The 12713-nt window shown below is 69.9% G+C and carries 11 protein-coding genes and 1 pseudogene; 4 read left to right on the forward strand and 8 right to left on the reverse strand.

Translation table 11 applies throughout. The annotated features are described in order from the left end of the window. Window positions 1-3 precede the first annotated feature (3 nt). From plsX to ACHMXE_RS34755, 3 genes are all read right to left on the reverse strand, one after another. Window positions 4-1092: a phosphate acyltransferase PlsX gene (plsX, locus tag ACHMXE_RS34745; RefSeq protein ID WP_395348483.1), complete on the reverse strand. Its 1089-nt coding sequence runs from the start codon at window positions 1090-1092 to the stop codon at window positions 4-6. A gap of 61 nt (window positions 1093-1153) precedes the next feature. Next, window positions 1154-1336, reverse strand: coding sequence for a 50S ribosomal protein L32 (rpmF, locus tag ACHMXE_RS34750; RefSeq protein WP_057592299.1), 183 nt, complete (start codon window positions 1334-1336; stop codon window positions 1154-1156). A gap of 177 nt (window positions 1337-1513) precedes the next feature. After that, window positions 1514-2074: a DUF177 domain-containing protein gene (locus ACHMXE_RS34755; protein ID WP_203204851.1), complete on the reverse strand. Its 561-nt coding sequence runs from the start codon at window positions 2072-2074 to the stop codon at window positions 1514-1516. Between the two features lie 83 nt (window positions 2075-2157). Between ACHMXE_RS34755 and ACHMXE_RS34760 the strand changes: the two genes are divergently transcribed. The 3 genes from ACHMXE_RS34760 to ACHMXE_RS34770 are packed head-to-tail and all read left to right on the forward strand — an operon-like array spanning window position 2158 to window position 4657. Beyond that, complete coding sequence (locus ACHMXE_RS34760; protein ID WP_395348485.1) at window positions 2158-2739, forward strand: Maf family protein; 582 nt, start codon at window positions 2158-2160, stop codon at window positions 2737-2739. Next, on the forward strand, window positions 2736-3500 hold the full coding sequence (locus tag ACHMXE_RS34765) for an SAM-dependent methyltransferase (RefSeq protein WP_395348487.1): 765 nt from the start codon (window positions 2736-2738) through the stop codon (window positions 3498-3500). Before ACHMXE_RS34760 ends, ACHMXE_RS34765 begins: the two co-directional genes overlap by 4 nt. A gap of 2 nt (window positions 3501-3502) precedes the next feature. Continuing rightward, complete coding sequence (locus ACHMXE_RS34770; protein ID WP_395348488.1) at window positions 3503-4657, forward strand: MFS transporter; 1155 nt, start codon at window positions 3503-3505, stop codon at window positions 4655-4657. Window positions 4658-4670: 13 nt separating this feature from the next. Here the strand turns inward: ACHMXE_RS34770 and ACHMXE_RS34775 are convergent, their stop codons facing one another. From ACHMXE_RS34775 to ACHMXE_RS34790, 4 genes are read right to left on the reverse strand one after another with little or no spacing between them, the layout of a single operon-like run. Continuing rightward, window positions 4671-5714, reverse strand: a complete 1044-nt coding sequence (locus tag ACHMXE_RS34775) for a S49 family peptidase (RefSeq protein ID WP_203204847.1) — start codon at window positions 5712-5714, stop codon at window positions 4671-4673. A 41-nt stretch (window positions 5715-5755) separates the two neighbouring features. Next, complete coding sequence (locus ACHMXE_RS34780; RefSeq protein ID WP_395348489.1) at window positions 5756-6124, reverse strand: Rieske (2Fe-2S) protein; 369 nt, start codon at window positions 6122-6124, stop codon at window positions 5756-5758. Window positions 6125-6141: 17 nt separating this feature from the next. Continuing rightward, complete coding sequence (locus ACHMXE_RS34785) at window positions 6142-6822, reverse strand: HAD family hydrolase (protein ID WP_395348490.1); 681 nt, start codon at window positions 6820-6822, stop codon at window positions 6142-6144. Next, entirely contained in the window at window positions 6815-7879 is a 1065-nt protein-coding gene (locus tag ACHMXE_RS34790; protein ID WP_209541311.1) for an RluA family pseudouridine synthase, read from the reverse strand. Before ACHMXE_RS34790 ends, ACHMXE_RS34785 begins: the two co-directional genes overlap by 8 nt. A 559-nt stretch (window positions 7880-8438) precedes the next feature. On the opposite strand from ACHMXE_RS34790, the pseudogene ACHMXE_RS34795 reads away from it, so the two are divergent. Beyond that, window positions 8439-11694: pseudogene (locus tag ACHMXE_RS34795) on the forward strand (Rne/Rng family ribonuclease). Between the two features lie 46 nt (window positions 11695-11740). On the opposite strand, the gene ACHMXE_RS34800 reads toward ACHMXE_RS34795, so the two are convergent. Next, complete coding sequence (locus ACHMXE_RS34800; protein ID WP_395348491.1) at window positions 11741-12589, reverse strand: LysR family transcriptional regulator; 849 nt, start codon at window positions 12587-12589, stop codon at window positions 11741-11743. Window positions 12590-12713 lie beyond the last annotated feature (124 nt).

The following is a 12713-nucleotide window of genomic DNA, read 5'->3' on the forward strand; positions in this document are numbered from 1 at the left end:
AAGCTAGACCGCGTCGGCCGTCGCCGCCGATTCCTGCCGTGCGAGCAAAGGCGCGGCATGGGCGATGCGGGCCCGAACGCGATCGAGCAGGTTGTTGCGAGCGGCATCATAAGCGCGATCCAGCGCATGGCCGAAAGCCGTCTCGTCGGCCGATCCATGGCTCTTGAACACCAGCCCGCGCAGGCCCAACAGGGCCGCGCCGTTGTAGCGACGGTGATCCAACCTGCTTTTGAAAGCTTTTAGAACCGGATAAGCAACGATGGCGGCAATCTTCGTGAAGATGCTCCGCGAGAATTCGACGCGAATGAACTCGCCGATCATCGAAGCCACGCCTTCGCTGGCCTTCAAGGCCACGTTGCCGACGAAACCGTCGCAGACCACGATGTCGGTCGTGCCCTTGAAGATATCGTTGCCTTCCACGTTGCCGTAGAAGTTCAGATCCTTGGAATTGGCAGCCGTACGCAGCAGTTGACTGGCTTTCTTGATCGTTTCACTGCCCTTGATCGCTTCCTCGCCGACGTTGAGCAGGCCGACCGAGGGCGACTCGTTGCCCGTCAGCGCCGACACCAGCGCCGAGCCGAGCACGGCGAACTGAAGCAGGTCCTCGGCATCGCAATCCACGTTGGCGCCAAGGTCAAGCACCGTGGTGGCACCGCCCTTCACGTTGGGCAACTGGGGCGCGATGGCGGGCCGGTCGATGCCGTCGAGCGTCTTGAGCAGGTAGCGCGCGATCGCCATCAGCGCGCCGGTGTTGCCGGCGGAAATCGCGGCCTGGGCCGCGCCGTCCTTCACCTGCTGGATCGCGACCCGCATCGACGAGTCTTTCTTCTTGCGCAGCGCGATCTCGATCGGATCGTCCATGCCGACCACTTCGCTGGCCGGAACGATCCGGGCGCGAGGATGCGCGGCAAAGCCAGCCAGCGCATCGGGCGCGCCGACCAGCAACAGCGAGGCCTCGGGATGGCGCTCGAGAAAAGCACGGCAGGCCGCGAGCGTGACGCGCGGGCCATGGTCGCCCCCCATGCAATCGACGGCGAGCGTGATTGCCGAAGGCGCAGCAGTGGAAGCCGGGGAAGAAGAAGGCGTAGCCATCAAAACAAAGGCCCGATGCTACAAAAAAAGTAGCTTCGGGCCTTGGCCTTGGAGTGCGAAATCAGGCTTCGGACTTGTTCTTGAGCACCTGACGGCCACGGTAGAAACCGTTGGGGCTGATGTGGTGACGCAGGTGCGTTTCGCCGGTGGTCGGCTCGACGGCGATGCCGGGCACGCCCAGGGCATTGTGGGAACGGTGCATGCCGCGCTTGGAAGGCGACTTCTTGTTTTGCTGGACGGCCATGATGGCTCCTGGACGGTAAGGTGGGTGAGAGGATGCGGGCTCAGGCTGAAGCAGTGAGGCGGCATGAAGGACATGCCCAGATTCCGAAAGCTCCGAAAGTCTTTTCCGAAATCTGCACTGCTGCGTACGGCGGCGCGCGCGAAGCCCATGATTATAGCCCAGACTGCCCGGATCGGGCTAGTCGCCCTGCCCGGGCTTGCGCGAACGCAACGCACCCAGCACGGCGAAGGGGTTTTCGCGCGCCTTGTCGGGCGACTCGAAATCCGGATCGACGGCCGAGAGCTGGACCGGCGCCGGGCACACGTCGTGCACCGGCATGACCGGAATTTCCATCAGCAACTCGTCCTCGATCAGCGCGTGCAGGTCGAAATCGCGGCTGGCGACCAGCAGGTCCTCCTCGGACTCCTCGTCCTGAACCGCGGCGGTCTCTTCATCGGCCACGAAGCGGAACCAGCGGTCGACCTGGACCGGCGTGTCGACCGGCGACAGGCAGCGCTGGCAGACCAGCGGCACCGTGGCCTCGGCCGTCAGGTGCAGCCAGGGCTCTTCGCGGCCGTCGGCGCCGACGCGCTGCTCGCCGTCGGCTTCCCAGTGCACCACGGCATCGGAAGCAGCCTCGGCCGCCATCTCGTCGACCAGCCGGGTGTAGTTGCGCACCGGATCGTCGGCGGACAGGGTGGCCGCCGCGGCGGCAAAACCGGCGACATCGAGTCGGCCGGGGGCAAATTCTCTCTTCATCCGCCCCAGTCTAGCGCGCCGACGCCGGCTTGCCCGCCGGGCCGACCCCGAAAGGGTTGCGACGCCTCCCTCACAATCGACGCATGCAACGCACCGTGATCCTCGCCTCCACCTCGCGCTACCGCCGCGAGTTGCTCACCCGCCTGCGCCTGCCCTTCGAGGTGCATGCGCCCGAAGTCGACGAAACGCCGCGGGCCGGCGAAACCCCGCAGGCCCTGGCCCAGCGGCTCGCGCTCGAGAAAGCCAACGCCGTGGCCACCCGCTTCCCCGACGCCGTGGTGATCGGCTCCGACCAGGTGGCCGACCTGGCCGGCGAATCGCTCGGCAAGCCCGGCGACCACGCGCGCGCCACCGCCCAACTGCGGCGCATGCGCGGCCAGACGCTGGTCTTCCAGACCGCGGTGGCGGTCGTCTGCCAGGCGACCGGCTTCGTCCAGCGCGACCTGGCGCCCGTGCGCGTGGTGTTCCGCGAGCTCAGCGACGCCGCGATCGAGCAGTACCTGCTGGCCGAGCAGCCCTACGACTGCGCGGGCAGCGCCAAGAGCGAGGGCCTGGGCATCGCGCTGCTCGAGGCCATCGACAGCGACGACCCCAGCGCGCTGGTGGGCCTGCCGCTGATCCGCACCGCCCGCATGCTGCGCGCCGCCGGGATCGACCTGCTGTGAGCCGCGGCAAGCTCTACCTCGTGCCGGCGCCGCTCGATTTCGGCTGCGACAGCCAGGCCCCGCTGCAGGACGCGCTGCCGCTCGGCACGCTGCAGACGGCCGCCGGCATCACGCACTGGATCTGCGAGAACGCCAAGTCCGCGCGCGCCTATCTCAAGCGCATCGACGCGGTGGCCCCGCTGGCGGCACCGCTGCAGGCGCAGGCGATCCAGGAACTGCCGCGCGAAGTACACAAGAAAGGCGACCACGCCGGCCAGTTCGACGCCCGCCCGCTGCTGGCGGCGGCCCTCGAGGGCCACGACATCGGCCTGCTCAGCGAAGCCGGCATGCCGGCCGTGGCCGACCCGGGCTCGTCGGTGGCACGCGCGGCGCACGACCTGGGCATTTCGGTGGTGCCGCTGATCGGCCCGGTCTCGCTGCTGCTGGCGCTGGCCGCCAGCGGCCTCAACGGCCAGAACTTCGCCTTCGTCGGCTACCTGCCGCAGGACGCCGACGAGCGCCAGCGCCGCATCCGCGAGCTCGAGGCGCTGGCCCTCAAGACCGGGCAGACCCAGTTGTTCATCGAGACGCCCTACCGCAACGCCGCCCTGCTGCAGGCCCTGGTGCAGACGCTGCAGCACAACACGCGGCTGGCGGTCGCGCGCGGCCTCACGCTGGCCGAGGCGAACCTGCGCAGCGAGACCATCAAGGGCTGGCGCGCCAACAAGCCGCAGGCCGGCGTCGACGAACGCCTGCCCGCCGTGTTCGCGATCGGGCGCTGACGATGGCCGTGACCGCGGCCACGCGCTGGGCCTCGCGCGCGCAATTCTTCGCCTCGGGCTTCATCTTCGCGACCTGGGGCGTGCACGTGCCCACGGTCAAGGGGCACTACGGCATCGACGAGGCCCAGCTCGGCCTCGCGATGCTCGCGGCCGGCGCCGGCGCGATGTACGGCCTGACCAGCGCCGGCCGCTGGATCGGCCGCCACGGGCCGCGCCGCATGGCCGCGCTGTGCGGCTGCGTCTACGCGCTGCTGCTCTGCGGCCTGGTCGCGATGCCGGGCTATGCCGCGCTGCTGGGCCTGCTGGCGGTGTTCGGCCTGGTCACGAGCGTGTTCGACGTGGCGATCAACACCGAGGCCGCGCAGCTCGAGCTGCGCGATGGCAAGCCGCTGATGAGCGGCATGCACGGCATGTTCAGCCTCGGCGGCATGGCCGGCGCGGCCAGCGGCAGCGCGGCGCTCGCGGCCGGGCTGGCCCCGCAGAACCATCTGCTGCTGGTGTCGGCGGCGATGGTGGCGCTGGTCGCGTTCTCGGCCACGCGCATGCTGCCGAAGCCGCCCGCGACGCCCGGCGCGGCCGAGGCCGATCACGGCTTCCGCCTGCCGCGCGGCGCGCTCGCGGTGCTGGGCGTGCTCGCGGCGCTGGGGCTGATCGCCGAAGGCGCCATCTACGACTGGAGCGTGCTCTACCTGCAGCAGGAGCTGGGCAGCCCGCAGAAGCAGGCCGCCCTCGCCTATGCCAGCTTCTCGGCCGCCATGGCGGCGGCGCGCTTCGGCGGCGATGCCCTGCGCGCGCGTTTCGCGCCCGCCGTGCTGCTGCGCGGCAGCGGCCTCTTGGCCGCGGCGGCGATGACGCTGGCGCTGCTCACCGACTGGCCCTGGCTCGCGCTGGCGGGTTTCGCGGGCGTGGGCGTGGGCTTCGCGAACGTGGTGCCGATCCTGTTCGCGGCCTCGGCCAAGGTGCCGGGCGTGGAGCCGGCGCGCGGCATCGCGGCCGTCTCGGCGATCGCCTACCTGGGGTTCATGGCGGGCCCGGCGGTCATCGGGCTGATCGCGCGCGCCACCTCGCTGACGGCGGCGCTCTACGTGGTGGTGGTGTTCGCGGTCGCGCTGGCGGCCTCGGCGCGCTACGCGGCGGCCGACCGGCCGGCCGGCTGAGGCGGCGCGGGCCTCAGCGCAGCGCCGGCACCGACTTCAGCGAACGGATCGAGGCGTCGCCCATGGCGGCGCCGAACTTCTTGGCCAGCTTCTCGGCCACGTTGTCGCGGCGGGTGTAGTCGATGACTTCCTCGGCCTTGATCACCTCGCGCGCCACGTAGTCGACGTTGCCGAGCTGGTCGGCCAGGCCGTAGCTCACGGCCTGCTCGCCGCTCCAGAACAGGCCGCTGAACAGGCCCGGGGTGTCGAGCTTGAGGCGGTCGCCGCGGCCGGCCTTCACCACGTTGATGAACTGTTCGTGGATCTGGTCGAGCATCTTCTGCGCATGTTCGCGCTGGGCGTCGTTCATCGGGCTGAAGGGATCGAGGAAGCCCTTGTTCTCGCCCGAGGTCAGCAGGCGGCGCTCGACGCCGACCTTTTCCATCACGCCGGTGAAGCCGAAGCCGTCCATCAGCACGCCGATGCTGCCCACGATGCTGGCCTTGTCGACGTAGATCTTGTCGGCGCCGGCGGCGATGTAGTAGGCCGCCGAGGCACAGGTTTCCTCGACCACGGCGTAGACCGGCTTCTTGTACTTGGCCTTCAGGCGCTTGATCTCGTCGTTGATGATGCCGGCCTGCACCGGGCTGCCGCCCGGCGAGTTGATCAGCAGCACCACGCCCTTGGCACCCTCGTCCTCGAAGGCGGACTTCATGGCCGCCACGACGAACTCGGCGCTGGCGTCGCCGCCGTTGGCGATCTCGCCCTTGATCTCGACCACCGCGGTGTGGGCCGTGGTCTTGGCGGTGCTCGGCGCGCCGCGCGACAGCGCGAACCAGGCCAGGAAGATGAAGAAGGCCAGCCAGGCCAGCCGGGTGAAGGTCTTCCAGCGCCGCGTGGCCTTCTGCTCGTTGAGGGCCGCGAAGGCCAGCTTCTCGAGCGTGGCGCGTTCCCAGCCGGGACGCTGAGTGGGATCGTTGGACATGGTGCGTTGGGGATCGGTCGAGGACGAAAGCGAGGGCGGGGTCGGCTCGAAAGGCTCGAAACCCCGGGGGTCGGTGCGGTTCTGGTCGTTCATGGGAGCGGCGGGCGAACAGGCAGTCGCGAAGCGCGGCGCTGCTAGAAATTGAAGGGTTGGAGGTTCCAGGCAGTATGCCAGTGCACCACGCCGTCGCGCTCGCTCAGCGCGATCTTGACGAGGCCGCCGCGGCACGGCCCGCCCGCGCATTCGCCGGTGTCGGGCCGGTACACGGCGCCGTGGGTGGCGCACAGCAGCCATTGGCCGGTGTCGTCGAAGAAGCGGTCGGGCTGGAAGTCCATTTCCATCGCCACGTGGCTGCAGCGGTTGAGATAGGCATGCGGCTGGCCCTCGAAGCGCACCGCGAAGGCGCGGCAGGTCTCGCCGCCGTAGACCACGTCGAAGGCCACGGCCCGGCCGCCCTCGGCGAGGTCGGCCGCATTGCACAGGGGAATGCTGTCGTCGCTCATGGCAGGCGATTGTCGTTTCAGGCGTTGCCGAGGAGCCAGGCCTCGAGGTCGGCGATCGAATGCGCGATGTGCAGCGGCTTGAACTCGGCGAAGCTGTCGGGCTCGTGCGCGCCGTAGCTCACGCCGACGCTGGCGCAGCCCGCGTTCACCGCCAGCTGCAGGTCGTGCGTGGTGTCGCCGATCATCAGCGTGCGCTCGGCGGGCACTTCCAGTTCCTCCATCAGCTCGAGCAGCATGCGCGGATGCGGCTTGCCGAAGGTCTCGTCGGCGGTGCGCGAGGCGTCGAAGCGGTCGCGCAGCGCCACCGTCTTGAGCGCCTCGTTGAGGCCGCGGCGCGACTTGCCCGTGGCCACCGCCAGCTTGTGGCCGCGCGCGCGCAGCGCATCGAGCATCGGCAGCACGCCGTCGAACAGCACGATGTCGTCCTGGTGCTGCAGGTAGTGGTAGCGGTAGCGGGCGCCGAGCTCGGGGTACTTCTCCTTCGGCACGTCGGGCGCGGCGCGCGCCAGCGCCTCGGCCAGCCCGAGGCCGATGACCCAGGCGGCATCGTCCTCGCTGGGCTTGGCGCCGCCGACGTCGACCACCGCCGCCTGGATGCAGCGCACGATCAGCCGCGTGGAGTCGTAGAGGGTGCCGTCCCAGTCGAAGGCGATCAGGTCGAAGCGCGGGGGGCGGGCGGTTTCTGCAGAGTCAGTCATGGGTCGTGGGCGTGGGGTGTCGTGTCATCGCGTCGAGCGCGGCGGGCGGCATCAGCGAGCGCAGCTCGGGCGGCAGCTCGGCCTGCAGCGCGACACGCTCGCCGGTGGCGGGATGGTTGAACTGCAGCCGCCAGGCGTGGAGGAACATGCGCTTGAGGCCCAGCTTCTGCAGCGCGCGCCGGCGCTCGGATTCGCCGTACTTGTCGTCGCCGGCGATCGGATGGCCGGCCGACGCCAGGTGAACGCGGATCTGGTGCGTGCGGCCGGTCTTGATGGTGACGGCCAGCAATGACATCGGCGTGGCATCGCCGGGCAGCGACAGCGTGGCGAGCGGACGCACCAGCGTCACGGCGCGCATCGCATCGGGATGGTCCTTGGCGACCACGCGCACGCGGCGTTCGCCGGCACCGGCGCCGCCGTCGGGCAGCAGGTACTTGGCGAGCGGCGCGTCGAGCACCTTCTTGTTGGCGGGCCAGGCGCCCTCGACCAGCGCCAGATAGGTCTTGCCGGTCTCGCGCTCGCGGAACTGCTCCTGCAGCGCCACCAGCGCGCTGCGCTTCTTGGCGACCAGCAGGATGCCCGAGGTCTCGCGGTCGAGCCGGTGCACGAGCTCGAGGAACTTCGCGCCCGGGCGCGCGGTGCGCAACTGCTCGATCACGCCGAAGCTCACGCCGCTGCCGCCATGCACCGCCACGCCGGCGGGCTTGTCGACGGCCAGCACGGCCTCGTCCTCGAGCAGCAGCGGGAATTCGCGCGCCGGCGCGGCGCTGGCGGCCTCCTCGGCGCGTTCGGCCACGCGGATCGGCGGCAGGCGCACCACGTCGCCGGTCTCGACGCGGGTCTCGGCCTGGGCGCGTCCCTTGTTGATGCGCACCTCGCCCGACCGGATGATCCGGTAGACGTGGGTCTTCGGCACGCCTTTCAGATGGCGGAAGAGGAAGTTGTCGAGGCGCTGCCCGGCCGACTCGGCGTCGATCGTGAGGAAGCGGATGGCCGCCGGCCCTCCGGCAAACTCCTTAGCCGCGGGGGCTTGCTTCGCACCTATAATGTTTTTCACCAGCGCGGTCGTGTAAGTGCTTGATTAGACAGAAGTTTAGAGCACTGCTGTCAAACACCCCGGCGGCGCTGCGAGGTCGATGCCGCTTTGGCGACGAGCCTGCAAACCCCGCGCAACTGCGCAAAGTGGCAGGCCAGACGTCCAAGTCAAGCCGACACCCACGAAACACCGATACGGAATACCAGCCTACAGCCTTCAGCTGCCGGCGGATCGAAGCGAGTCCCTTTGTGCTGATGCTGCTGATTCAAATGTGCCTGCGCTGGCTGACCTGGTCCCGACCAGCGGCCTCGGGCATCGAATCGCCAGAACCGCGCGCCACCCTTGCGCAACGAGTTGTCGAACAGACAGCTTCTCAGCACCACGAAGGGCTCGCCCCCATCCACGCGCCCCCACTCCGGCTGTCGTCACCGAGCTGACGCTCGAGACGGCCGCTCGCGCTCGCGCGCCGCGGCACCCAGCATCCGGAGCCAAGCGGCAATTCCCCAAGTTTCGCGGGCGTCGTCCGTGCATCGTTGGCCCTCCAGGGCCGGTAGAACGATACATATAAGGACAACGCATCATGAAGCGGATGCTGATCAATGCCACGCAGGCCGAAGAACGCCGCCTGGCCATCGTCGACGGGCAGAAGCTCCTCGACTACGAAATCGAGATCGAGGGACGCGAACAGCGCAAGGGCAACATCTACAAGGCCGTCGTGACCCGCGTCGAGCCCAGCCTCGAAGCCTGTTTCGTCGACTACGGCGAGGACCGCCACGGCTTCCTGCCGTTCAAGGAAATCTCCAAGCAATACTTCACCGAAGGCGTCTCGGCCAGCCAGGCCCGGATCCAGGACGTGATCAAGGAAGGCCAGGAACTGGTCGTCCAGGTCGAGAAGGAAGAGCGCGGCAACAAGGGCGCGGCCCTCACCACCTTCATCTCGCTGGCCGGCCGCTACGTCGTGCTGATGCCGAACAACCCGCGTGGCGGTGGCGTCTCGCGCCGCATCGAGGGCGACGACCGCGCCGAGCTCAAGGAGGCGATGGACCAGCTCGAGTACCCGAAGGGCATGAGCATCATCGCGCGCACCGCCGGCATCGGCCGCTCGGCGCCCGAACTCCAGTGGGACCTGAACTACCTGCTCAAGCTCTGGACCGCCATCGACGGCGCGGCCAAGGGCGGCAAGGGCGCCTTCCTGATCTACCAGGAATCCTCGCTCGTGATCCGCGCGATCCGTGACTACTTCAATCACGACATCGGCGACATCCTGATCGACACCGACGACATCTACGACCAGGCGCAGCAGTTCATGGCGCACGTCATGCCCGAGCATGCCGCCCGCGTGAAGCGCTACCGCGACGACGCCGCCCTGTTCAGCCGCTTCCAGATCGAGCACCAGATCGAGTCGGCCTACGCCCGCACCGTGCAGTTGCCCTCGGGCGGCGCCATCGTGATCGACCACACCGAGGCGCTGGTCTCGGTCGACGTGAACTCGGCCCGCGCCATCAAGGGCGGCGACATCGAGGAAACCGCGACCCGCACCAACCTCGAAGCCGCCGACGAAGTGGCGCGCCAGATGCGCCTGCGCGACCTCGGCGGCCTGATCGTCATCGACTTCATCGACATGGACGAGTCGAAGAACCGCCGCGAGGTCGAGAGCCGCCTGCGCGACGCGCTGCGCCAGGACCGCGCGCGCGTGCAGTTCGGTTCGATCAGCAAGTTCGGCCTGATGGAAATGAGCCGCCAGCGCCTGAAGCCGGCGCTGAGCGAAGGCTCGTCGATCCCCCTGCCCCCGTTGCGGCGGCTCGGGCCACATCCGCGACACCGAATCGAGCGCGCTGCAGATCCTGCGCATCATTCAGGAAGAGTCGATGAAGGACAACACCGCCGCCGTGCACGTGCAGGTGCCGGTGGAAGTCGCTTCGTTCCTGCTCAACGAGAAGCGCACCGAGATCGCCAAGATCGAGCTCAAGCAGCGCGTGAGCGTGCTGATGGTGCCGAACAAGACGCTCGAGACGCCCAACTACAAGCTCGAACGCCTGAAGCACGACGACCCGCGCCTCGACCACATCGAGGCCAGCTACAAGATGGCCGACGAGATCGAGGACCCGACCTCGGTCACGCGCCGCTCGCAGGAGCCCACCAACAAGCAGACGCCGGTCATCAAGGGCGTGCTGCCCGACGCGCCGGCGCCCGTGGTGCCGGTCAAGCCCGAGCCGGTGCGCGCGCCCGTCGCCGCACCCGCGCCGGTCGCACCGCCCGTGGCGGTGGCGCCCGCGCCGGCCGAGCTGGGCTTCTTCGCCCGCATCAAGAGCTGGTTCGGCGGCGGTACGCCGGCAGCCGCGCCGGCACCCGCGCCCTCGGCCATTCCGGTCGAGCCGCCGAAGCCGACGCGCCGCGAAGGCCGTGACGGCCGTCCGGGCCGCGATGGCGAAGCGCGCGGTGGACGCGACGGCGAACAGCGCCGTGGCGGCCGCGGCGGCGAAGGCCGCAATGCCGAAGGCCGTGGCGAGAACGGCGCCCGTTCGGGCAACCGCGACGGCGAACGCCGTGGCGGCGGCCGCAATGGCGAGCGCCGCGAAGGCGGTCGCGAGGGCCGTGAAGGTCGTGAAGGCCGCGACAACCGCGGCGCCGAGCTGCGCGCCGATGGTCAGCCGCGCGAGAACAACCGCGAAGGCCGTCCGCCGCGCGAAGGCGATCAGCGCCGCGGTCGTGGCGAACGCCGCGAGGGCGAAGGCCGCAACGTGCCGGCCGAAGCGCTCGAAGGCGTCAGCCTCGAAGCCCAGCAGCTCGCACCGAACGCGGTGCCGGGCGAGGAAGGCACCACTGCCGGCGAACGCGCACCGCGCGCCCGCCGCGAACGGGGTGAACGCGGCGAGCGCGGTGAACGTGGCGAGCGCAACGGCGAACGCGGCGAGCGCAACCTGAACGGCGACGCGCCGCGCGGCGAAGCCGCCGCCGGCGAAGACGGCAACGCCGCGCAGGGCGAACGCACCGAGCGTGCACCGCGCAACGGCCGCGAAGAGCGTGGCCCGCGTGGCGAACGCAACGACGGCCGCCGCGAGCGCCGCAACGACGGCCAGCCGCGCTTCAACGAGGAAGGCGAAGCCGCCACCACCGCATCGGCCGACGCCGAAGCCGGCCGCGAAGCCGCGCCGCAGGACGGCGCCGAGCAGGCACCGCGCCGCGACGGCGAAGAGCGCCGCGGCCGTTCGCGCGACCGCTACGGCCGTGACCGCCGCGAACGCGCACCGCGCGAAGAAGGCGAAGCGCAACCCGTGGCCGCCTTCGACGGCGCGCCCGCCGAAGCGCAGAACCTGCAGGACGCACCCGTCGCGCGCCAGCCGCAGCCGTTCGCGGAGCAAGCGGTGGCCCCGGTCGCCGAAGCTGCCGAAAGCGTCGCGGTCGTCGCCGAAGCCCCGGCCGCCGCGCCGCAGGTGCGCGAGCCCGCGCCGCAAGCGCGCTTCGAGCAGCCGCAGCAACCCGCGGCGCCCGCGGCACCCATCGTGGTCGAACGCGCGAGCGCGCCCCAGCCGGCCGCCAACGGCCGTGCGCTGCCGAAGGTCCAGTCCTTCGAGCTGCCGCTCGACGAGCTCGCGCAGATCGCGCAGAGCTCGGGCCTGCAGTGGGTCAACTCCGACGCCGAACGCATCGCGCAGGCGCGCGCCGCGATTGCCGCCGAGCCGAAGCCGGTCCACGTGCCGCGCGAACGCCCGCCGGTGATCGTGCTCGACGAAGGCCCGCTGGTGCTGGTCGAAACCCGCCGCGAACTGGCCGCGATGACGCTGCCGTTCGAGCAACCGGCTGGCGAGGCGCAGCCGGAGCAGCGCACGCTCTGAGCATCCGCTCGACTGCAATGAAGACGGCGCCCTCGGGCGCCGTTTTTCATGGGGCCGGCATCTCGAGGATCAGCTCCCCGAAGCGGCAGGCACAGGGCGTGCGGCCGTTCTCGCTCCAGATCAGCGAGAAGTCCACGCTCGGCAAGGGCCGCAGTCCATAGCGGCCGTCGACGATCTTCATGCCCGGCTCCACGTCCTCGCGCGTGATCACCGTTGCCGCGAGCCCCGCGAGCACCGCCGCGCGAATGCCCTGTGGACTGGCCGAGGTGAACACCACGTGCCAGTCGATCGGCGCGAGGTCGAGCGCCGAGCCGGCCACCTGCCGGTAGACGCAGGGCTTCGGAAAGAAGGCCAGCGGCAGCGAGCCGCCCCGGGGCGGCTCGAAGGTTCTGGCCGCGGCCCAGACCAGTTGCGTGCGCCGCAGCCGCGTGCCCTCCTCCACCTCGGGCGGCGACATCACGACCGCGAGGTCCAGCTCGCCGGCCCTGATCGCCGCGCGCAGGTCGACATGCATGCTCACGCAGACCTCCATGCGCACCGACGGGAAAGCGCGCGCGAACTGCGACAGCAGCGGCGCCAGGCGCTCGCCCAGGAAGTTGTCGGGCGCGCCGAAGCGCACCACACCCGAGATCGGCGAGGGCTGGAAGCGCTGCGTCATGGCGTCGAGCGTCGTCAGGATCTGCTCGGCATAGCGCAGGAAATCCTCGCCGTCCTCGGTCACCGTGAGGCGGCGCGTCGTGCGGTGCAGCAGCGCGCGGCCCACCTGCTCCTCGAGCCGGCGGATCTGGTGGCTGATGGCCGACTGCGTCAGGTGCAGGCGCTGCGCGGCGCGCGTGAAGCTGCCGGTCTCCTTCACGGCGACGAAGGCGCGCAGCAGGATGGGATCGAAGTCCATGGCGAAGGTGGGCGGGTCGTTCGAGTAGTGACGGAGATTAATGAATCTCACGAAATTAAATCATTTCCCTCATGAAGACCCTTTGCCCAGAATCGCGCTCCTCACGGCCGGCCTGCTCGCCGCG

The organism is Variovorax sp. UC122_21 (assembly GCF_044056785.1).
Classification (GTDB): domain Bacteria; phylum Pseudomonadota; class Gammaproteobacteria; order Burkholderiales; family Burkholderiaceae_C; genus Variovorax.

Bases quoted from the DNA above. Each gene is read 5' to 3' on its own strand.
- plsX (WP_395348483.1), bottom strand. From the start codon at position 1,092: ATGGCTACGCCTTCTTCTTCCCCGGCTTCCACTGCTGCGCCTTCGGCA.
- ACHMXE_RS34770 (WP_395348488.1), top strand. From the start codon at position 3,503: ATGGCCGTGACCGCGGCCACGCGCTGGGCCTCGCGCGCGCAATTCTTC.
- ACHMXE_RS34785 (WP_395348490.1), bottom strand. From the start codon at position 6,822: ATGACTGACTCTGCAGAAACCGCCCGCCCCCCGCGCTTCGACCTGATC.
- ACHMXE_RS34780 (WP_395348489.1), bottom strand. From the start codon at position 6,124: ATGAGCGACGACAGCATTCCCCTGTGCAATGCGGCCGACCTCGCCGAG.
- ACHMXE_RS34800 (WP_395348491.1), bottom strand. From the start codon at position 12,589: ATGGACTTCGATCCCATCCTGCTGCGCGCCTTCGTCGCCGTGAAGGAG.
- ACHMXE_RS34755 (WP_203204851.1), bottom strand. From the start codon at position 2,074: ATGAAGAGAGAATTTGCCCCCGGCCGACTCGATGTCGCCGGTTTTGCC.
- rpmF (WP_057592299.1), bottom strand. From the start codon at position 1,336: ATGGCCGTCCAGCAAAACAAGAAGTCGCCTTCCAAGCGCGGCATGCAC.
- ACHMXE_RS34760 (WP_395348485.1), top strand. From the start codon at position 2,158: ATGCAACGCACCGTGATCCTCGCCTCCACCTCGCGCTACCGCCGCGAG.
- ACHMXE_RS34775 (WP_203204847.1), bottom strand. From the start codon at position 5,714: ATGAACGACCAGAACCGCACCGACCCCCGGGGTTTCGAGCCTTTCGAG.